The 20,525-nt window shown below is 70.2% G+C and carries 21 protein-coding genes; 10 read left to right on the forward strand and 11 right to left on the reverse strand.

The genetic code is table 11. The features are described from left to right. Positions 1 to 16 precede the first annotated feature (16 nt). Positions 17 to 2,113 (reverse strand): transketolase, encoded by a 2,097-nt coding sequence (gene tkt, locus CSIV_RS03320; protein ID WP_077050127.1) that lies wholly within the window; start codon positions 2,111 to 2,113, stop codon positions 17 to 19. Positions 2,114 to 2,342: 229 nt separating this feature from the next. Here tkt and CSIV_RS03325 point away from each other — a divergent pair, with 229 nt between their 5' ends. After that, complete coding sequence (locus tag CSIV_RS03325) at positions 2,343 to 3,269, forward strand: heme o synthase (RefSeq protein WP_077049998.1); 927 nt, start codon at positions 2,343 to 2,345, stop codon at positions 3,267 to 3,269. Between the two features lie 69 nt (positions 3,270 to 3,338). On the opposite strand, the gene CSIV_RS03330 is transcribed toward CSIV_RS03325, so the two are convergent. Next, complete coding sequence (locus CSIV_RS03330; protein WP_077049999.1) at positions 3,339 to 3,821, reverse strand: hypothetical protein; 483 nt, start codon at positions 3,819 to 3,821, stop codon at positions 3,339 to 3,341. Between the two features lie 112 nt (positions 3,822 to 3,933). Beyond that, entirely contained in the window at positions 3,934 to 4,902 is a 969-nt protein-coding gene (locus tag CSIV_RS03335; protein ID WP_077050000.1) for a COX15/CtaA family protein, read from the reverse strand. 256 nt (positions 4,903 to 5,158) lie between these two features. Between CSIV_RS03335 and sufB the strand changes: the two genes are divergently transcribed. The 7 genes from sufB to CSIV_RS03370 all read left to right on the forward strand — a co-directional run bounded on the left by sufB (position 5,159) and on the right by CSIV_RS03370 (position 11,503). Then, positions 5,159 to 6,577, forward strand: coding sequence for a Fe-S cluster assembly protein SufB (gene sufB, locus CSIV_RS03340; protein ID WP_077050001.1), 1,419 nt, complete (start codon positions 5,159 to 5,161; stop codon positions 6,575 to 6,577). Beyond that, positions 6,578 to 7,771 carry a Fe-S cluster assembly protein SufD gene (sufD, locus tag CSIV_RS03345; protein WP_077050002.1) on the forward strand — a complete coding sequence of 398 codons (1,194 nt, stop codon included), beginning with the start codon at positions 6,578 to 6,580 and terminating at the stop codon, positions 7,769 to 7,771. It abuts the gene before it with no gap. Further along, a complete protein-coding gene (locus CSIV_RS03350) occupies positions 7,768 to 8,097 on the forward strand; it encodes a non-heme iron oxygenase ferredoxin subunit (RefSeq protein WP_077050003.1) in 330 nt (109 codons plus the stop codon). Before sufD ends, CSIV_RS03350 begins: the two co-directional genes overlap by 4 nt. Before the next feature lie 46 nt (positions 8,098 to 8,143). Continuing rightward, positions 8,144 to 8,914 (forward strand): Fe-S cluster assembly ATPase SufC, encoded by a 771-nt coding sequence (sufC, locus tag CSIV_RS03355; protein ID WP_077050004.1) that lies wholly within the window; start codon positions 8,144 to 8,146, stop codon positions 8,912 to 8,914. A 9-nt stretch (positions 8,915 to 8,923) separates the two neighbouring features. Then, positions 8,924 to 9,253: a metal-sulfur cluster assembly factor gene (locus CSIV_RS03360; RefSeq protein ID WP_013586729.1), complete on the forward strand. Its 330-nt coding sequence runs from the start codon at positions 8,924 to 8,926 to the stop codon at positions 9,251 to 9,253. A gap of 99 nt (positions 9,254 to 9,352) precedes the next feature. Further along, positions 9,353 to 10,510: a MalY/PatB family protein gene (locus tag CSIV_RS03365; protein WP_077050005.1), complete on the forward strand. Its 1,158-nt coding sequence runs from the start codon at positions 9,353 to 9,355 to the stop codon at positions 10,508 to 10,510. A gap of 66 nt (positions 10,511 to 10,576) precedes the next feature. Beyond that, the gene (locus tag CSIV_RS03370; RefSeq protein ID WP_077050006.1) at positions 10,577 to 11,503 is read left to right on the forward strand and encodes a siderophore-interacting protein; all 927 of its coding nucleotides are present in this window, start codon (positions 10,577 to 10,579) and stop codon (positions 11,501 to 11,503) included. 81 nt (positions 11,504 to 11,584) lie between these two features. On the opposite strand, the gene CSIV_RS03375 is transcribed toward CSIV_RS03370, so the two are convergent. From CSIV_RS03375 to CSIV_RS03390, 4 genes are read right to left on the reverse strand one after another with little or no spacing between them, the layout of a single operon-like run. Then, entirely contained in the window at positions 11,585 to 12,409 is an 825-nt protein-coding gene (locus tag CSIV_RS03375; RefSeq protein ID WP_077050007.1) for an ABC transporter ATP-binding protein, read from the reverse strand. Continuing rightward, complete coding sequence (locus tag CSIV_RS03380; RefSeq protein WP_202969665.1) at positions 12,406 to 13,464, reverse strand: FecCD family ABC transporter permease; 1,059 nt, start codon at positions 13,462 to 13,464, stop codon at positions 12,406 to 12,408. Before CSIV_RS03380 ends, CSIV_RS03375 begins: the two co-directional genes overlap by 4 nt. Beyond that, positions 13,461 to 14,507, reverse strand: coding sequence for a FecCD family ABC transporter permease (locus CSIV_RS03385; protein ID WP_077050008.1), 1,047 nt, complete (start codon positions 14,505 to 14,507; stop codon positions 13,461 to 13,463). The genes CSIV_RS03380 and CSIV_RS03385 overlap by 4 nt, the downstream gene beginning before the upstream one ends. 25 nt (positions 14,508 to 14,532) lie before the next feature. Continuing rightward, positions 14,533 to 15,567 (reverse strand): iron-siderophore ABC transporter substrate-binding protein, encoded by a 1,035-nt coding sequence (locus CSIV_RS03390; RefSeq protein WP_077050009.1) that lies wholly within the window; start codon positions 15,565 to 15,567, stop codon positions 14,533 to 14,535. 187 nt (positions 15,568 to 15,754) lie between these two features. Between CSIV_RS03390 and CSIV_RS03395 the strand changes: the two genes are divergently transcribed. Beyond that, positions 15,755 to 17,353: an ABC-F family ATP-binding cassette domain-containing protein gene (locus CSIV_RS03395; RefSeq protein ID WP_077050010.1), complete on the forward strand. Its 1,599-nt coding sequence runs from the start codon at positions 15,755 to 15,757 to the stop codon at positions 17,351 to 17,353. A gap of 49 nt (positions 17,354 to 17,402) precedes the next feature. On the opposite strand, the gene CSIV_RS03400 is transcribed toward CSIV_RS03395, so the two are convergent. The 4 genes from CSIV_RS03400 to CSIV_RS03415 all read right to left on the reverse strand — a co-directional run bounded on the left by CSIV_RS03400 (position 17,403) and on the right by CSIV_RS03415 (position 19,667). Beyond that, complete coding sequence (locus CSIV_RS03400; protein ID WP_077050129.1) at positions 17,403 to 18,287, reverse strand: SURF1 family cytochrome oxidase biogenesis protein; 885 nt, start codon at positions 18,285 to 18,287, stop codon at positions 17,403 to 17,405. Between the two features lie 144 nt (positions 18,288 to 18,431). After that, entirely contained in the window at positions 18,432 to 18,638 is a 207-nt protein-coding gene (locus tag CSIV_RS03405) for a hypothetical protein (protein WP_077050011.1), read from the reverse strand. Further along, positions 18,635 to 19,003, reverse strand: coding sequence for a DUF3099 domain-containing protein (locus tag CSIV_RS03410; RefSeq protein ID WP_077050012.1), 369 nt, complete (start codon positions 19,001 to 19,003; stop codon positions 18,635 to 18,637). Before CSIV_RS03410 ends, CSIV_RS03405 begins: the two co-directional genes overlap by 4 nt. 43 nt (positions 19,004 to 19,046) lie before the next feature. Next, entirely contained in the window at positions 19,047 to 19,667 is a 621-nt protein-coding gene (locus CSIV_RS03415) for a DUF4190 domain-containing protein (RefSeq protein WP_077050013.1), read from the reverse strand. Positions 19,668 to 19,801: 134 nt separating this feature from the next. Here CSIV_RS03415 and fabG point away from each other — a divergent pair, with 134 nt between their 5' ends. After that, positions 19,802 to 20,512, forward strand: coding sequence for a 3-oxoacyl-ACP reductase FabG (gene fabG / locus CSIV_RS03420; RefSeq protein WP_077050014.1), 711 nt, complete (start codon positions 19,802 to 19,804; stop codon positions 20,510 to 20,512). Positions 20,513 to 20,525 lie beyond the last annotated feature (13 nt).

Genomic DNA, 20,525 nt, shown 5'->3' on the forward strand with positions numbered 1-20,525 from the left:
CTGTTCTCCTGGTCTCTTACTTCGCGGCGGCGATCGACTCGTGCGCGGCCGCGACGACGGCCTCGGCGGTGATCCCGAACTTCTGGAAGAGGGTCTTGTAGTCGGCGGAGGCGCCGAAGTGATCGATCGCGACGGAGCGGCCGGCGTCGCCGACGATGCCCGCCCACGTGAGGGCCGAACCGGCCTCGACGGACACGCGTGCCTTCACCGAGGAGGGCAGCACCGACTCGCGGTAGGCCTCGTCCTGCTCGGCGAACCACTCGAGCGACGGTGCCGACACGACCCGGGCGTGGATGCCTTCGGCGGCGAGCGTCTCGCGCGCCTGGACGGCCAGCTGCACCTCGGAGCCCGTGGCGATGAGGAGGACGTCCGGCTCGCCGTTCGCGGCCTCGGCCAGCACGTAGGCGCCCTTGACGGCGTTCGCCGCGGAGGCGAACTCCTCGCCCGAGGCCTCGCCGGCGCCGCGCTCGAACACCGGGATGTTCTGACGCGTGAGGGCGATGCCCGCGGGACCCTCCGTGCGACGCAGCATCTCGAGCCAGACCACCGAGGTCTCGTTGGCGTCCGCCGGTCGCACGACGGCGAAGTTCGGGATGGCGCGGAGCGTGGCGAGCTGCTCGATCGGCTGGTGCGTCGGGCCGTCTTCGCCGAGGGCGACGGAGTCGTGCGTCCAGACGAAGATCGTCGGGATGTTCATCAGGGCGGCCAGACGCACCGGCGGCCGCATGTAGTCGCTGAAGATGAGGAACGTGCCGCCGAACGGGCGCGTCGGACCGTGCAGCACGATGCCGTTGAGGATCGCGCCCATCGCGTGCTCGCGGATACCGAAGTGGAGCACCCGGCCGTAGGGGTCGCCCGACCACTCGTGCGTGGACCACGACTCGGGGATGAAGGATTTGGCGTCCTTGATCGTGGTCAGGTTGGACTCGGCGAGGTCGGCCGATCCGCCCCAGAGCTCGGGGAGTTCCGCGGCCAGCGCGTTGATGACCGTGCCGGAGGCGGCGCGGGTGGAGACATCCTTGCCGGCTTCGAAGGCGGGGAGCGCCTCGGCGATGTCGGCGGGGAGCTCGCGGGCCTGCAGGCGGTCCCACAGCTGCTTGCGCTCGGGGTGGGCCTCGGCCCAGGCGTCGAACTTCTGCTGCCAGGCGGCCTTCTCGGCCTCGCCGCGCTTCACGAGTTCGCGGGTGTGGGCGATGACGTCGTCGGCGACCGCGAAGTGCTGCTCGGGGTCGAAGCCGAGGACCTCCTTCGTGGCCTTCAGCTCGTCTGCGCCGAGGGCGGAGCCGTGGATCTTGCCCGAGTTCTGCTTGCCGGGGGAGGGCCAGCCGATGATCGTCTTGAGGATGATGAGCGAGGGCTTGCTCGTCTCGCCCTGGGCGGCCTCGATCGCGGAGTGGAGCTCGGCGACGTCCTCGACGTACTGGCCGGTCTTCTTCCAGTCGACGGTCTGGACGTGCCAGCCGTAGGCCTCGTAGCGCTTCTGCACGTCCTCCGTGAAGGCGACGTTGGTGTCGTCCTCGATCGAGATCTGGTTGGAGTCGTAGATCGCGATGAGGTTGCCGAGCTCCTGGTGGCCGGCGAGGGAGGAGGCCTCGCTGGTCACGCCCTCCTGCAGGTCGCCGTCGCCGGCGATGACGTACACGTAGTGGTCGAACGGGCTCTCGCCGGCGGGCGACTCGGGGTCGAACAGGCCGCGCTCGTAGCGCGCCGCATAGGCGAAGCCGACCGACGAGGCCAGGCCCTGACCGAGCGGACCCGTCGTGATCTCGACGCCGTCGGTGTGCCCGTACTCGGGGTGGCCGGGGGTGAGCGAGCCCCACGTGCGGAGCGCCTCGAGGTCCCTCAGCTCGAGGCCGAAACCGCCGAGGTAGAGCTGGATGTATTGGGTGAGCGAGGAGTGCCCCACCGAGAGGATGAAGCGGTCGCGGCCGGGCCAGTGCGTGTCGGCCGGGTCGTGGCGCAGGACGCGCTGGTACAGCAGGTAAGCGGCCGGTGCGAGAGACATCGCGGTGCCGGGGTGACCGTTCCCCACCTTCTCGACGGCGTCCGCCGCCAGAACGCGTGCGGTGTCCACCGCGCGCCGATCGATCTCATCCCATTCGAAGTCCGACAACACGGTGCCTTTCTCGTCACTTTGCGCCCGGGTCACGATCCGACGCCGCACTCGACGCCGTAGGGGCGGGAGTGGGGTGGGGTGGTCGGCGCGGGGCGCGCGTTCATCGCCAGCATAGCGAGAACGCGCCGGCGCCCGAGACTGTTCCCGAGGGGGTCGACAGGCGGCCGGGCGTGTGTACGGGATGCCATAGAATCGGAGGGATACGCACGCTCTACCCCGGGGGACGATGGACATCTCGACGACGTCGCACGTCACTGCGACGACCGATCGGCGCTCTCTCGGACGCACGGTTCGCGCCTACGTCGCGCTGACGAAGCCGCGCGTGCTGGAACTGCTGCTGGTCACGACCGTTCCGGTCATGATCCTCGCCGCGCGGGGCCTGCCCGACCTCTGGCTGATCTTCGCCACCGTCATCGGCGGATCGCTGAGCGCCGGTTCGGCGGCGGCTTTCAACATGTACCTCGACCGCGACATCGACGCGCACATGCAGCGCACCGAGAATCGGCCGCTGGTCACCGGCGAGGTGTCGCCCCGCGGCGCCCTCACGTTCGCGTGGACGCTCGCCGCCGTGTCGACGGTGTGGCTGTGGGTCTTCACCAACCCGCTCGCCGCCGCCCTCTCGGCCATCGCGATCTTCTTCTACGTCGTCATCTACACGATGATCCTCAAGCGCCGCACCGAGCAGAACATCGTGTGGGGCGGCATCGCCGGCTGCTTCCCGGTGCTCATCGGCTGGTCCGCCGTGACCGGTTCGCTCTCCTGGGCGCCGCTCATCCTGTTCGCGCTGGTCTTCCTGTGGACGCCGCCGCACTACTGGCCGCTGTCGATGAAGTACGCCGCCCAGTACGACGAGGTCGATGTCCCGATGCTCGGTGCCACGCGCAGCGGCTCGCAGGTCGGACTCCAGGTCATCCTCTACGCGTGGGCCACCGTCGCGTGCTCCCTGCTGCTGATCCCCGTGGCATCCATGGGTCTCGTCTACAGCGTGTCGGCACTCGTGTTCGGCGGCTGGTTCGTCTACGAGTCGCACCGCCTGTACTCCCGGGCCGTCCAGGGGGGCGAGCCTCGACCGATGCGCGTCTTCCACGCGTCGATCACCTACCTGACGCTGCTCTTCGTGGCCATCGCGGTCGACCCGCTCCTGCCGTTCTGAGTCGCCGACTCCACGAAGAACGCCCGCCCCCCTTTCGGGAGCGGGCGTTCTTCGTCTTACGGGCCGTGCTCAGGAACGCGGGTGCTCGTCACCCGTGTCGAGCTTCGGCGCGTCGTGCGCCGCCTGCGGCGGGGCGGGGGTGTCGGAGGTGGTCTCGACGTCCGCGTCCTCGAGCACGAGGGGTGCGGCGGGGGCGGTCGTCGCGGCGGCGGCGACGGTGGGGGCGGCCGCGAACGGGGCGCTCTCGTCGTCGCTGTTCCAGTCGATCGTCTCGACGGCGACATCGGGGCGCGGACGCGTGGACACCGCGGTGGCGACGGCGAGCGTCGCGACGAGTCCGATGGCACCGGCACCGAGCACCGCGGCACCGACGATCGCCCACGACTGGGCGACGTAGACCGTGACGACGGTCGCGTTCGGGTCGTTCAGCACCGCTTGCATCGCGTCGATCTGCTGGAAGACGATGACCAGTCCGCCGATCACGGAGGCCAGGGAAAGCACCAGGAGCACCCAGAACGGGATGCTGGTCACCAGGCGGGGGCGGGTCTGCATGGAAGAACTCCTTCGATCTCCGGGCACGGTCGGCACCGGAGCGTCCACAGTCTCGCACCCATCAGTGCGGGGACTCTGGGCTCTCGATGAAATCCCTATGAACGCGCTAAGGTCAGCGCCGCGCGGCTCCGACGGCGTCGAGCCGATCGACGGAACCGACGGCGACCGGGGCCTTGAGTCGGAGGACGACGACCGTCATCGCCGCGGCGGCGAGGGCGGCCAGGACCATGTGCACGCCGACGGCGAGCTCGGGCAGGCCGTTGCGGGCCTGGTACAGACCGACGGCGATCTGCACCACTTCGACCGCCAGCAGCGCCGTCGCCCAGCGGCGCACGGGCAGCCGCAGGCGCCACGCGAGCACGACGATGGCGGTGGTCAGCACGAACAGGGCGTAGCCGGGCCAGGAGTGCACGTGCTCGAGGACTTCGGCGTCGAAGCCGTTGCGCTGCACCGCCGCCGCGTCGCCCGAGTGGGGGCCGGCGCCGGTGGTGAGGACGCCGAAGACGACGGTGAGGGCGAGCACGCCGGTCGTGGCATGCACCAGTCCCGCGAACCAGGCGGGCACGACGCGCTCGCGCGGCCCCGCCGGCAGGTACATGAGGGTCAGGAACGCCGCGCACACGGTGACGAGGGCGACCGAGGCGATGTAGTGGAAGCCCACGATGAAGGGGTTCAGGCCCGTGAGGACCGTGATGCCGCCCACGACGGCCTGCGCGACGATCCCGCCGAGCACGACGACGGCGAGGACGAACATCACGCGCCGCTCGTGACGCAGACGCCACATCAGGACGACGACGGCCAGGGCCAGGATGCCGACGACGCCGGTGAGCGTCCGATTCCCGAACTCGATGATCCCGTGGATCCCCATCTCGGGGGTGTTCACGAGCGAGTCGGGCGTGCAGCGCGGCCACGTGGGGCAGCCGAGGCCCGAACCGGTCAGGCGCACCGCGCCGCCGGTGCCGATGATGAGCACCTCGGCGACGAACGACAGCCACGCGAAGACACGGATGCGGCGGTCGATGCGGGCCGGCAGCCAGTCGAGGACGCGACGGAGCGCGCGGGGGGACGAAGCGGTGGACATGCGCGCAGCCTCCTGGCGGCGGGGCGCTCGGGCCGGTGCGAGGGGTGCGCGTGCCGTGCCGGGAGCGGGCGTTGCCTGTAGAATCGAAGGGTCTTCCGGTGCAGCGCTCGCGCGTCTCGCACCTCTGACAGTCTAGGCGCGCAGCCAGCGCCTTCGAGCGGGCCCACCAGCGACGTTCCTGTGACTCCGACCGGAGTCCGTCGCGGAATGTTGGGGCGGATGACACCGTTGAGGCCCGAGAAGGAGAGTGACCACCATGTCCGATGTACTCATCGACCGACCAGAGCTCGAAAGCCTGGGGCAATACGAGTTCGGCTGGCACGACACGGATGCCGCGGGCGCGATCGCGCAGCGGGGCATCAACGAAGACGTCGTGCGGGGCATCTCCGCCCTCAAGTCCGAGCCCGAGTGGATGCTGAAGACGCGTCTCAAGGGCTATCAGCTCTTCGGTCGCAAGCCCATGCCCACCTGGGGTGCCGACCTGTCGGAGATCGACTTCGACAACATCAAGTACTTCGTGCGCTCGACCGAGAAGCAGGCGCAGTCGTGGGAGGACCTCCCCGAGGAGATCCGCAACACCTACGAGAAGCTCGGCATCCCCGAGGCTGAGCGTCAGCGTCTCGTCGCCGGTGTCGCCGCGCAGTACGAGTCCGAGGTGGTCTACCACCAGATCCGCGAGGACCTCGAGCAGCAGGGTGTCATCTTCATGGACACCGACACGGCGCTGCGCGAGCACCCCGAGTTCTTCGAGGAGTACTTCGGCACGGTCATCCCGGCCGGTGACAACAAGTTCGCGGCGCTGAACACGGCCGTGTGGTCGGGCGGCTCGTTCGTGTACGTGCCCAAGGGTGTGCACGTCGAGATCCCGCTGCAGGCGTACTTCCGCATCAACACCGAGAACATGGGCCAGTTCGAGCGGACCCTGATCATCGCGGACGAAGACAGCTACGTGCACTACATCGAGGGCTGCACGGCCCCGATCTACAAGAGCGACTCGCTCCACTCGGCCGTGGTCGAGATCATCGTGAAGAAGAACGCGCGCGTACGCTACACGACGATCCAGAACTGGTCGAACAACGTCTACAACCTCGTCACCAAGCGCGCAGTGGCCCACGAGGGCGCGACGATGGAGTGGGTCGACGGCAACATCGGCTCCAAGGTGACGATGAAGTACCCGTCGATCTACCTCATGGGCGAGCACGCCAAGGGCGAGACGCTCTCGGTCGCCTTCGCGGGTCCCGGTCAGCACCAGGACGCCGGCGCGAAGATGATCCACATGGCTCCGTACACGCAGTCCTCGATCGTGTCGAAGTCCATCGCCCGCGGCGGCGGTCGCGCGGGCTACCGCGGCGAGGTCCGCGTGGATGCCAATGCCCACCACTCCGCGAACACCGTGCGGTGCGACGCGCTGCTGGTGGACACCATCTCGCGCTCGGACACGTACCCGGCGATCGACATCCGCGTCGATGACGTGCAGCTCGGCCACGAAGCCACCGTCTCGAAGGTCAGCGAGGAGCAGCTGTTCTACCTGCAGTCCCGCGGCCTGCCCGAGGACGAGGCCATGGCCATGATCGTGCGCGGCTTCATCGAGCCGATCGCCCGCGAGCTGCCCATGGAGTACGCCCTCGAACTGAACAAGCTCATCGAGATGGGCATGGAAGGATCCGTCGGTTAAATGACGACTGCGACCCAGACCCCCGCCGGCACGGCGGAGGGTCACATCGATCCTGCCGCCCTCGTGGCATCCGTCGTTCCCGTCCAGACGCGGTCGGAGCGTCCGACGTCGTTCGACCCGAAGGATTTCGGCACCCCGACCGGCCGCGAGGTCAACTGGAAGCTGAGCCCGGTCGACCGGCTCGCACCGCTCTTCGTGGACGAGGCGGGCGCGGAGGGCATCATGCGCGTCGAAGTGAGCGCGCCCGACGCGGTCGAGCAGCTGCGCCTGGCCGTCGGCGACGCCCCGCGCGGCGAGCACTTCCGACCGGAAGACCTCCCGGCAGCGCTGGCATGGGTGCACGAGCCCGAGGCGCCGCTGCTGCGCATCCCCGCGAACGTCGAGCTCGATGAGCCGATCGTCGTGCGGTTGACCGGCACGGGCGGCCTCGCGCACGCCCACGTCGTCATCGAGGCGCAGCCGAACTCCCGCGGCACCGTGGTGCTGCGGCACGAGGGCAGCGCGCAGCACGCGCAGAACGTCGAGATCCTCGTCCGCGACGGCGCCGAGCTGACGGTCGTGTCGGTGCAGCGCTGGGACGACGACGCGATCCACGCGGCGTCGCACCAGGCGCGGGTCGACCGCGACGCGAAGCTGACCCACGTGGTGGTGAGCTTCGGCGGCGGCGTCGTCCGCGTGAACCCGTCGGTGGAGCTCGCCGGATCCGGCGCCGAGGGTCGGCTGTACGGCCTGTCGTTCGCCGACGCCGGCCAGCACCTGGAGTCGCAGGTCTACCTGCACCACAAGGGTCCCCACACCGTCGGCGACGTCCTCTACAAGGGCGCGCTGCAGGGTGCGAGCGCCCGCAGCGTCTGGATCGGCGACGTGCTCATCGGATCGGATGCCACCGGGACCGACTCGTACGAGGCGAACCGCAACCTCGTGCTGACCGACGGCGCCCGCGCCGACTCGATCCCGAACCTCGAGATCGAGACCGGCGACATCCAGGGCGCCGGGCACGCGAGCGCGACCGGTCGCTTCGACGACGAGCAGCTCTTCTACCTGCAGGCCCGCGGCATCGCCGAGGACGAGGCGCGGCGTCTCGTCGTGCTCGGGTTCCTCAGCGAGATCGTCCAGCGCATCGGCATCCCCGAGCTCGAGACCGAGCTCATCGAGGCGATCGAGCGCGAGCTGGCCGAGGGGGCCGCGGCGTGAGCGCGTCCCGCGTGTGCGGCCTCAGCGAGCTCGTGCAGGACGAAGCCCGCCGGGTCGAGGTCGACGGCATCGCCATGGCTGTCGTGCTCGACGGCAACGGCGAGGTCCACGCCATCGGCGACGTCTGCACGCACGGCGACATCTCGCTCTCCGACGGTTTCGTCGAGGGCGACACGCTCGAGTGCTGGGCGCACGGATCCGCGTTCTCGCTGAAGACCGGCCACCCCCTGAACCTGCCGGCCTTCGAGCCGGTCCCCGTGTACGAGGTCGTGATCGACGGCGACGACGTGCTCATCGACCCCGCCGTCACCAAGGCGTCGGCCTGACCGCCGCGCCACCATCGACTCCCCGAACTACCGAGTAAGGAACACCATGTCTGTCCTCGAGATCCGCGACCTCTACGTGACGGTCGAGACGGATGCCGGCACGACCCCGATCCTCAACGGCGTGACGCTGACGCTGCGCACCGGCGAGACCCACGCCATCATGGGCCCCAACGGGTCCGGCAAGTCGACCCTGGCGTACACGATCGCCGGTCACCCGAAGTACACCGTGACCAGCGGCTCCATCACCCTCGACGGTGAGGACGTCCTCGAGATGAGCGTCGACGAGCGCGCCCGCGCCGGACTCTTCCTCGCGATGCAGTACCCGGTCGAGATCCCCGGCGTCACCGTGACGAACTTCCTCCGCACCGCCAAGACGGCGATCGACGGCGAGGCGCCGGCGATCCGTTCGTGGACCAAGGACGTCAAGGGCGCCATGGAGAACCTGCGGATGGATGCCAAGTTCGCGTCGCGCAACGTCAACGAGGGATTCTCGGGCGGCGAGAAGAAGCGTCACGAGATCCTCCAGCTCGAGCTGCTCAAGCCGAAGATCGCCGTGCTCGACGAGACCGACTCGGGGCTGGACGTCGACGCGCTGAAGATCGTGTCGGAGGGCGTCAACCGCGCCAAGGAGACCACCGATCTCGGCGTGCTGCTCATCACGCACTACACGCGCATCCTCCGCTACATCCGCCCCGACTTCGTCCACGTCGTGGTCAAGGGCCGGATCGTAGAAGAGGGCGGCCCCGAACTCGCCGACCGGCTCGAAGAAGAGGGTTACGACCGCTTCCTCGAGGCCGGTACGCCGGTCGACGCGTAAGATCGTTACATGACCGCAACGCTCGCGCCCGAGAAGTACGACGAGGTCACCGAGGCCCTGAAAGACGTCATGGACCCCGAGCTGGGGATCAACGTCGTCGACCTGGGGCTGATCTATGACCTCGCGTGGGACGACGAGAACGACGCGCTCGTCATCCACATGACCCTGACGTCGGCGGGGTGCCCCCTCACCGACGTGCTCGAGGAGCAGACCGCTCAGGCACTCGACAACGTCGTGGACCGGTTCCGCATCAACTGGGTCTGGATGCCGCCGTGGGGTCCGGAGCGGATCACCGACGACGGACGCGACATGATGCGCGCCCTCGGCTTCGCGATCTGACACTTCTTGAACGCCCATCCCGACACGGGGTGGGCGTTCGTGTTTCCCTCTCTGACGCCCGGATTCCCCGGCATCCGGGGCTCTCATTAGGCTTTCGGGATGAGCGTCCCCCCTCTCCAAGCCCTGCCGCTCGAACTGCTGCGTCAGCGTTCGAGTACGAAGTGGCGATCGTACGGGGACGACGTGATCCCGATGTTCGTGGCCGAGACGGACTTCCCGCTCGCGCCGGCGATCACCGCCGCCCTGACCCGTGCGGTCGAGATCGGCGACACCGGTTACACCCCGCCGCGGCCCGGCATCGATCTCGACTTCGCCGACTTCGCCGAGCGCCGGTGGGGGTGGCGCCCCGACCCCGCGCGCATCCGCTGGACCGGTGACGTCATGATGGGCGTCGTCGAGGTTCTGCGGGCCGTCACCTCGCCGGGCGACCGCGTCGTGGTCACGCCGCCGGTCTACCCGCCGTTCTACGACACCGTCGAAGAGGCGGGTGCCGTCGTCGAGCGCGTGCCGTTGCGCGACACGGGGGAGCGCTGGGAGCTCGACCTCGACGGGATCGGCGAGGCGCTGGCATCCGGGGCCACGGCTGTTCTGCTGTGCAACCCGCACAATCCGACCGGCACGGTGCACTCGCGGGAGTCCCTCGCCGAGCTGGCGCGCCTCGCCGCGCGCCACGGAGCCGCGGTCGTGAGCGACGAGATCCACGCGCCGCTGACCTTCGCGCCCTCGGTGTTCACCCCGTTCCTCGACGCCGCGCCCGAGGCGGCGGCCGTCGGGTACACCGTGACGAGCGCGAGCAAGACGTACAACCTGGCCGGGCTCAAGTGCGCCGTCATCGTCACGGGGTCGGAGGAGACCGCCGCGGTCGTGCGGGCGCTGCCGTGGGAGGTCGAGTGGCGGGCGGGCCTGTTCGGGGTCATCGCCAACCGCGCCGCGTTCGCGCCGGAGAGCGACGCGTGGCTCGCGCAGCTGCTCGTCGCGCTCGACGACAACCGCCGGCTCCTCGCCGACCTGCTCGCCGAGCACCTGCCGCTCGCGCGCTATCGCGTGCCGGAGGCCGGCTTCCTCGCCTGGGTGGACGTCTCGGCGTACGGGTGGGGCGACAACCCCGCCCCGTTCGTCCGCCGCGAGGCGAAGGTCGCGCTCCACCACGGGCCGCTGTTCGGGACCGAGGGCCTGGGGCACGTGCGGATCAACGTCGGCTGCGCGCCGGAGGTCCTGGAGGACGCGATCCGTCGCATCGGCGCGCTCGTCGAGTAGTACGGCGGCGACCTATCGCGACGGCTCGGCGTGGCATCCGAGGATAGGTAAGGATATCCTTATCCGGTGAAGACAGCCACGCGTCCCGCCTACCGCCCGTACGTCGCCGTGGTGAAGGAGGCCCGTCGGCTGTCTCCGCACTTCGCGCGGATCACCTTCACGTCACCCGACTTCGAGGTCTTCGGCACCGACCGCCGCGACCAGCGGATCAAGCTCGTGCTGCCCGGACCCGACGGTCGGCTGTGCGACATCGGGCAGGACGATCCCGTGGCCATCGACAACGGCGAGTGGTACACCCGCTGGCGCGACCTCCCCGACGAGGAGCGGATGCCGTTCCGCACCTACACCGTGCGCCGGATCGACCCCGAGGCGCTCGAGCTCGACATCGACTTCGTCCTGCATCACGACGCCGGTCCCGCGGGGGCGTGGGCCGAGGTCGCCGCGATGGGCGACCGGATCCTCGTGGTGGGACCCGACGCGCGCAGCGCCGAGTCCGCGCAGGGCATCGACTTCCACCCCGGCACCGCGCAGCGACTGCTGCTCGCGGGCGACGAGACCGCCGCCCCGGCGATCTGCGCGATCCTCGAGGGGCTGGGGTCCGGTTTCGTCGTGGATGCCTTCATCGAGGTGCCCACGGCCGATGACGCGCTCCCCGTGGTCGGGGGAGCAGGGGTGCGGTGGCTCGCCCGCGACGACCGTCCCCACGGCGAGGCCCTGATCGAGGCCGTCGAGGCCTGGACCGCGGCATCCGGCGACGTGCTCGCCCGCGCCGCCGCGCCCCGCCCCCAGGAGCTCGACGACATCGACGTCGACGTCGAGCTGCTGTGGGACAGCCCCGCCGACGCGGAGGGCGAGTTCTACGCGTGGATCGCGGGGGAGTCGCAGGCCGTCAAGGTACTGCGGCGACTCCTCGTCCAGGGCTGCGGCGTCGACCGCAAGCGCGTCGCGTTCATGGGCTACTGGCGCGCCGGCCAGGTCGAGCGCACGGTCTGAGACCGCACCCGCCCGGCGGGTGGGCCTGCTTGCAGCGCAGATGGCCGGCGCTCCGACGGTGAGCCCTCGACCGCACCCGCGTCAGCGGGCGACCTGCTCCGGTTCGACCACGGTGTGATGACGCCCGATCGGGATGACCATCGGTCGCCCCGTCAACGGGTCGGGGACGACGCGGCTGTCGAGGCCGAACACGTCGCGCACCGTCTGCTCGGTGATGACCTCGCCGGGATCTCCCGCGGCGATCACCCGTCCGCCCGCCATGGCGACGAGGTGGTCGGCGTACCGCGCGGCGAGGTTGAGGTCGTGCAGCACCATCGCCACCGTCGTGCCGCGTTCGCGGTTGAGGTCGGTCAGCAGGTCGAGCACGTCGATCTGATGGCTGATGTCGAGGAACGTCGTGGGCTCGTCGAGCAGCAGCACGTCGGTCTCCTGGGCGAGCGCCATCGCGATCCACACGCGCTGGCGCTGGCCGCCGCTGAGTTCGTCGACGTGCCGATCGGCGAGGTGCGCGGTGTCGGTGGCCTCCAGGGCCCGGGCGACCGCGGTGTCGTCGGCGCGGGTCCAGCGCGACAGGGCGCCCTGGTGGGGATGCCGCCCCCGGCTGACGAGGTCGGACACGGCGATGCCGTCGGGCGCCACCGGCGACTGGGGGAGGAGACCCAGAACGCGCGCGACCTGCTTCGTCGGCATCCGATGGATGGCTTTGCCGTCGAGGAGCACATGACCGCTCGTCGGGGTGAGCAGCCGGGCCATCGCCTTCAACAGCGTCGACTTGCCGCAGGCGTTGGCGCCCACGATCGCGGTCACCCGCCCGGGGGGAAGGCGGAGGTCGAGCGTGTCGACGATCGTGCGGTCGCCATAGCCGAGGGTGACGGCTTCGGCGTGGAGAGTGCGTTCCGCGGTCATAGCGTGGTTCCTCCGGATCGACTGCTGCGCACGAGCAGGTAGATGAGATAGGGCGCCCCGAGCACGCCGGTGATGACGCCGACGGGGAGTCGTGTGCCGAACGCGTACTGCGCGCAGAAGTCCGCCACGAGGACGAGGAGGGCTCCGACGAGGCCGGCGGGGAGGACGGGAGAACCCACGGGGCCGAGGATGCGGACGGCGATCGGGCCGGCCAGGAACGAGACGAACGCGATAGGCCCCGCCGCGGCGGTGCCGAAGGCGAGGAGTCCCACGGCGGCGACGATGAGCAGCAGCCTGCTGCGCTCGACGGGGAGGCCGAGCGCCGCGGCGGTGTCGTCGCCCATGCGGAGGATCTCCAGACGGCGAGCGAGCACGAGCAGCAGCGGACCCAGGACGATCACGGCGCCGACGACCGGGAGGGCGCGAGCCCACGTGGCGTCGTTGAGGTTGCCGGTGATCCACCGCATCGCTGCCGGGAGGTCGTACTCCGCGGCGCGCGCGATCACGTACGACACCACGGCCTGGCACATCGCCGCGACGCCGATGCCGACGAGGATGAGCCGTGCCCCCGACCCGCCGTCGCGGTAGGCGAGCAGGTAGATGGCGAGAGCCGCGGCGAGGGCCGCCGCCATCGCCAGGAAGGACACCGCCGTCTCGTTCAGCCCGAGCACGACGATCCCGATGACGGCCGCGGCGCTCGCGCCGGTGTTGATCCCGATGACGTCGGGGCTGGCGAGGGCGTTGCGCAGCATCGTCTGGAAGACGACACCGCCCATGCCGAAGCACAGTCCCGTGAACAGGGCCGTGGTCGCGCGGGGGAGCCGCAACTCGCCGACGGTGAACGACGCGCCCGCGACGCGGTGGCCGGTGAGGACGCCCCACACCTCGGCGGGCGAGTAGTTCGTCTGCCCGAGCATCAGCGACAGGGCGAACGCGACGATCACGAGGAGCGCCAGGATGCCGGTGACCAGCGCCCAGCGTCGACGTCGACGTCGCCGCCCGGTGGTGACGGATGCCAGGGCGGAGGGAGCGGGGGGAGTCAGGGTTCCGGTCACAGTGCACGCATCTTCTGTCGGCGCACGAGCGCGATGAAGAACGGGGCCCCCACGAGGGCTGTGACGATGCCCACCTCGATCTCCTCGGGGCGGGCGACGACCCGACCGATCACGTCGGCGAGGGTCAGGAGGGCTGCCCCGCCGAGGGCGGAGACCGGGAGGAGCCAGCGGTGGTCGACGCCGACGACGAGCCGGATCATGTGCGGGACGACGAGCCCGACGAAGCCGATCGGGCCGGCGACCGCGGTGGCCGCACCGCACAGGATCACGGCACCGGCGGAGGAGACGAGGCGTGCGGTGCGCACACGGGCACCGAGTCCGGCGGCGAGCTCGTCGCCGAGGGCGAGGGTGTTCAGTGCGGAGGCGCTGGCCAGGCACACCACGAGGCCCGCGAGGAGGAAGGGGAGGACCTGGAGGATCGTGTCGAAGGTCGCCCCGCCGACACCGCCGATCTGCCAGAACCGGAACTCGTTCATCACGTTGATGCGCGGGAGCAGGATGGCGCTCGTGAGCGAACTGAAGGCCACCGCGGTGACGGCGCCGGCGAGGGCCAGCCGCAGGGGAGTGGCTCCGCCGCGACCGAGCGAGCCGACGGCGTAGACGAGGACGGCGGCCGCCGCCGCGCCGATCATGCCGACCCAGATGTAGGCCGTGGCCGAGCCGAGCCCGAAGAACGCGATGCCGATGACGATGGCGAGTCCCGCGCCGCCGTTGATGCCGAGGATCTGCGGATCGGCGAGCGGGTTGCGCGTGGCGCCCTGCAGGACGGCGCCGGAGACGGCGAGGGCGGCGCCGACGAGGATGGCGAGGAGTGTGCGGGGCACGCGCTTGGCGACGGCGGCCGCCGACGCGGTGTCGGTCGAGCCGGTCAGGCCCGCCCACACGTCCGCGGGAGCGACGTCGCGGGCGCCGAAGGTCACCGACAGCACGGCCGCGGCGACGAGCACGAGCACCAGGGCCGTCACTCCCACGACCCGCCGCCGCCCCCAACGACGCGGACGCGCGTCGCCGGGGGCGGCGGGGGCCGGAGCGAGAACGGTCATCGCGCCGACGGGACGATGATCCGCATCAGGACGCGGCCTTCTCGGCCGCGGCGCCGACGAGACCGATGTACTCGTCGTTGTAGCTCGTGCCGATGTTCAGCGGAGTCGGCGTGATGGCGGACGACAGGGTCGAGCCGCCCTCGACCACCGCGATCGCGCCCTTCGTCACCGCGGGGATCTTCGACAGAAGCGGGTCGGCCTGCATGGCGGCGATCGTGCTGTCGTCTCCGTAGGCGACGATCATCTCGACGTCGGCGAAGTTCTCGATCTGCTCGGTGCTGGGGGTGAACCAGAAGGTCTCGGAGCCCGACGACTGCGAAGCGACGTAGGACGACGGGGTCAGTCCGAGCTCCTCGAGGTAGCCGACACGCGGGTCGAGCGTGCTGTAGAAGCCGAGGGTCGACAGGTTCGTCGGGTCGAAGTAGGTCAGGAGCGACTTCTTGCCGGCGAGAGCGGGGTACTTCGCCGCTTCGTCCGCGATGTGCTGCTCCTTCTCGGCGATGAGCTTCTCGGCGTCGTCCTTGAGTCCCAGGGCCGTCCCGTCGAGGAGGGTCATGTCCTGCCAGGTGGTGCCCCAGGCGACGCTCTGGTACGTCACGACGGGTGCGATCTTGCTCAGGGTGTCGTACTGCTCCTGCGTCATGCCCGAGTAGGCGGCGAGGATGACGTCGGGCTGCGCGTCGGCGATCGCCTCGTAGTCGTACCCGTTCGTCTCGTCCATGAGCGTGGGCGTCTCCGCACCGAGCTCGGCCAGCTTGTCCTTGGTCCAGGGCAGCAGGCCGTCGCCGTCCTCGTCGCCGTACGTCACCTTGGGCATGGCCACGGGGACGATGCCGAGCGCCAGCGCGACATCCTGGTTGCCCCAGTCCACCGTGACGACGCGCTCGGGCTTCGCCTCGATCGTCGTGTCGCCGAAGACGTTGGCGATGGTGACGGGGAAGGAGCCGTCGGCGGCCGTGGAGGCGTCCTGCGCCCCGGGGGTGGCGGAGGTGCCGGCGCAGCCGGTCAGGACGAGGGCCGTGGCGGCGGCGAGAGCAGCCAGCGCGCGGAAACGGGACACAGAGGACCTCCTGCGGGTTAGGTAAGGATAGGCTTAGTTTAGATCACGGCCCGACGGTGACCGCAAACCCGGAGGCCCTCCACCCCCGGCGAACCTCTCGACGGCGAGGTAACAGCGGCTCGTCGTATACTGGGTGGCTGGCCATCCTCGGCCTTTCTCCCTCCCCTTCGACGAACGGACGTCTGCTGTGCTCGCCGTGCACGATCTCGAGATCCGCGTCGGCGCGCGCGTGCTCATGTCGGAGGTGTCGTTCCGCGTCTCGGGCGGCGACAAGATCGGTCTGGTCGGCCGCAACGGTGCCGGGAAGACGACGCTCACCAAGGTCCTCGCCGGCGACCTGCTGCCCGCGAACGGCGGAGTCGACCGCAGCGGCGAACTCGGCTACCTTCCGCAGGATCCCCGTTCCGGCGACCCCGAGATGCTCGCTCGCACGCGCATCCTCGACGCCCGCGGCCTCGGGTCCCTCGCCCTCGGCATGCACGAGGCGTCGATGGCGATGGGCGACGACGACCCCGCCGTCGCGGCGAAAGCGATGAAGAAGTACGGCCGGCTCACCGAGGAGTTCGAATCCGCGGGCGGCTACGCGGCCGAGGCCGAGGCGGCATCCATCGCCCACAACCTCTCGTTGCCGGACCGCATCCTCGACCAGCCGCTGAAGACCCTGTCGGGCGGTCAGCGTCGCCGTATCGAACTCGCGCGCATCCTGTTCTCGGACGCGCAGACCATGATCCTGGACGAGCCCACCAACCACCTCGACGCCGACAGTGTCGTGTGGCTGCGCGAATTCCTCAAGGGGTACAAGGGCGGGCTCATCGTGATCTCGCACGACGTCGAGCTCGTCGGCGAGACGGTGAACCGGGTGTTCTACCTGGACGCCAACCGCCAGGTCATCGACGTCTACAACATGAACTGGAAGAACTACCTGCGCCAGCGGGTGGCCGACGAGGAGCGCCGCAAGAAGGAGCGCGCCAACGTCGAGAAGAAGGCCACGGCCCTGCAGCTCCAGGCCGCCCGGTTCGGCGCGAAGGCCTCCAAGGCCGCCGCCGCGCACCAGATGGTCGCGCGCGCCGAGAAGATGCTCCAGGGTCTCGACGACGTCCGCCAGGACGAGCGCGTCGCCAAGCTCCGGTTCCCCAAGCCCGCCCCGTGCGGCAAGACCCCGCTCATGGCATCCGGTCTGTCGAAGTCGTACGGATCGCTCGAGATCTTCACCGATGTCGACCTCGCGATCGACCGCGGGTCGCGCGTGGTCATCCTGGGGCTCAACGGTGCGGGAAAGACGACGCTGCTGCGGATCCTCGCCGGCGTGGATCAGCCCGACACCGGTCAGCTGGAGCCCGGACACGGTCTGAAGATCGGCTACTACGCGCAGGAGCACGAGAACCTCGACGTCACGAGGTCGGTGCTGGACAACATGATGTCCGCAGCCCCCGACATCACGGCGACCGAGGCGCGCAAGGTGCTCGGCTCGTTCCTCTTCGTGGGCGACGACGTGCTGAAGCCGGCGGGCGTGCTCTCGGGCGGCGAGAAGACGCGACTCTCGCTCGCGACGCTGGTCGTGTCGTCGGCGAACATGCTGCTGCTCGACGAGCCTACGAACAACCTCGACCCCGCCTCGCGCGAGGAGATCCTGGGCGCCCTCGCGCACTACGAGGGTGCGGTCGTGCTCGTGTCGCACGACGAGGGCGCCGTCGAGGCGCTGAATCCCGAGCGCGTCCTCATCCTCCCCGACGGGGTGGAAGACATCTGGGGCCGCGACTACGCCGACCTGATCACGCTCGCGTAGATCCTTTCCGGATCGAGCGGATGCCGCGGCGGCAGCGCTCTGCTCGTGCTCAGCGGGCGTCGAGCAGGGCGTCTTCGTCGTCGGCGTCGCGGTCTTTCGGACGCTTGCGGGAGCGGTGGAGTGCGACGGGGTCGACGCGGCGGCGCTCCGTCGGGACCTTCTCGGGTTCGGGCGTCGGCTCCGGCTCGCCGCGGAGCTCGGCCTCCTCGGCTTCCTCGCGGCGCAGTCGTCGCTCGCTCACGATGACGTACGTGATGAAACCGAACCCCATCACGGCGAACAGGATCCACTGCACCGCGTAGGACAGATACGGGCCCGGGTCGTTGCTCGGCGGGTCGACGGGAGTGGGGGCGGTCGCCGGTGCGGGCGATTCCGACATGAGCAGGCCGTACGCACCCTGTTCGATGGGTCCGGTCTGCTCGGCGACGAGACCGAGATTGATCGTCGGCACCTGTCCGGGCTCGGCGGTGCGACCCGAGGTCGGTGCAGCCTCCTCGGGCCGGAGCCGGACCTCGATGACGACGTCGCCGGACGGGGGCGCCGGGATCTCGTCGGGATCGGCTTGGCGGTTGCCCGGCGGAAGCCAGCCGCGATCGACGAGGAACGTCCGGCCGTCGACGAGACGGAAGGGGACGAGCTGTTCGAACGCCGCCGTCCCGCCGTGCGCCCGGTTGCGCACGAGCAGCTGTTCGTCGGCGAGGTATCGCCCTTCCAGCCGCACCGGACGCCACTCGTCGGCGGGGTTCATCTGCGCGTCCGGCGCGAGCAGGTCGGCGAGGGGCACGGGTGCGGCGTCGTAGTTGTCGGCGACGAGCTGCAACTGCTCGCTGCGATCGGCGTTGCGGGAGAACTGCCAGTTCGACAGGAAGCCGCACGCGATCGCGAACAGGATCGCGATCCCGACGTACATGCTCCACCGCGCGGCGGTGGGCATCTCGCGCGCGCTCACGACGACGCTCCGCGCGGGGCGGCCCCGGGGCGGGCGCCGCGGACGCGCAGAGGGCTCCGCGCGGCTCGTGCGTTCACCTCGATCGTCCTGACCACGTCGTCCAGCGTACGTCGGTCGGTGCTCCCGCGCTCACGCCGCGTCGTCCGCCAGTGCGGAGACCTCGACGGGGAAGTCGCGCGCCCTCAGGAACTCGCGCAGGTATCCGACGTGCTCCCCGCACGCGACCCAGGTCTTGCGGCGGTCGGCGGAGTGGATCCGCGGGTTCCGCCACCGGACTGCCCACTCGGCGGACGCGCGGCAGCCGGCGCGGGAGCATTCGACGGGGGCGTCGGTCACGACCGGTCGTCGCGCGGCTGCTCGAGACGCGCCGTCTCGGCGATGCGGATCACGGTCGGCGCCTCCGCGGACGGCGACACGGGAGCGGCCGGCGCGGCCTCGATCATGCGCTCGGGGTTCACGGCGTCGACCGTCGCGGCATCCTGCCCCACGTTCGCCACGACCACGGCGAGGTAGGGGAGGAAGATCGCGCCGGCGGCGAAGAGGAAGGTGTACCAGCCGTACGGGGTCACGAGGAACATCGCTCCGAAGCACGCGAAACGGATCCCCATCATCACCATGTACTTGACGAGACGGGATCCGGCGTCGTCCCGGGGAGCCTGCGGGAGCGACGTCGCTGACTGGGCGCGGGGCGATGTCTTCACGGTGAACCCCAGGGTACGCCCGTCTCGCGGGGCGAGGGCGCGATTAGGCGCCGTATCGAGAGGACTGGCTCGCGGCGATCCCCACGAACACGATGAAGAAGATCGTGAGCAGCAGGATGACACCGATCCCGACCCAGCCGATGATGGTGCCCGCGAGCGCCATACCGCGTCCCTGCTCGCCCGTGCGCTTGATCTGCGCGAGCGAGATGTGTCCGGTGATCACACCGGTGATCGGTCCGATGACCGGGACCAGCCCGATGAACCCCGCGATGGATGCCACGAGCGAGATGATCGCGAGCACGTTGGTCCGCACGGCGGATCCGTAGCCGCCGGCGACGGGAGCCGATCCGTACGGGGACTGGCCGTATGCCGGGGTCTGGCCGTACGCCGGTGCCTGGTCGTAGGCCGGGGTGCCGTAGGGCGGCGCCGCGGGTGCACCGTAGGCGGGGGCTGCGGGGGCGTCGTACGCCGGAGTCGCGGGGGCGTCGTACGCGGGGGCCGCGGGGGCGTCGGAGGTCGGCGGAGCGTACGACGGCGCGTCCGCGGCGGGCGTGGGCGGGACGGGCGGCGCCGGGGGAGCGGGGTGCGCGGCGGCGTCGTGTGCGCCGGTGGTGGCCGGCGTCTCGCCTTCGCTGCGCGGGGCGGGGTTCTGGTCGTCGCTCACGGGGGTCCCTTTCGTCGTGCTCGCGTCCAGGCTTCCAGCGCGGCGCGGGCCGTGTCAAACGCCCGGGGGCCGGGTGGGACCGAGGTCGTCGGTAGGCTGGGCCGGTTCCGTCCCTCGCACCGCAGGAGTCTCACATGTCCCAGGACCGCGTCGTCGTCGTCACCGGAGGAAACCGCGGTATCGGACGAGCCATCGCCGAACGCTTCGTCGCCGAGGGCTGGCGCGTCGCGGTCACCGCGCGTTCGGGCGAGGGACCGGCCGGGACGCTCACGGTCCGCGCCGACGTCACGGACGCCGCCGCCGTCGACGCTGCGTTCAGTGAGATCGAGGCCGAGCTCGGACCCATCGCCGTCGTCGTCGCCAACGCCGGCATCACGAAGGACACGCTGCTGCTGCGCATGAGCGAGGACGACTTCGACAGCGTGGTCTCGACGAACCTCGGCGGTGCCTTCCGTGTCGTCAAGCGCGCGTCGAAGGGGATGCTCAAGGCGCGCTGGGGTCGCGTCATCCTGATTTCGAGTGTCGTCGGACTGTACGGCTCGGCGGGCCAGATCAACTACGCCGCGTCGAAGAGCGCCCTCGTCGGGTTCGCCCGATCGCTCACCCGCGAGCTCGGCGGCCGCGGCATCACCGCGAACGTCGTCGCGCCCGGGTTCATCGAGACCGACATGACCGCCGAACTGCCCGCGGACACGCAGGCCGAGTACAAGAAGAACATTCCGGCCGGCCGCTTCGCGTCGGCGGATGAGGTCGCCGGCGTGGTCACGTGGCTCGCGGGCGACGACGCCGCCTACATCTCGGGCGCCGTCATCCCCGTCGACGGCGGACTGGGCATGGGGCACTGAGCGCAGGTCTACT

Source organism: Microbacterium sp. CSI-V (assembly GCF_001984105.1).
Taxonomy (GTDB): Bacteria; Actinomycetota; Actinomycetes; order Actinomycetales; family Microbacteriaceae; genus Microbacterium.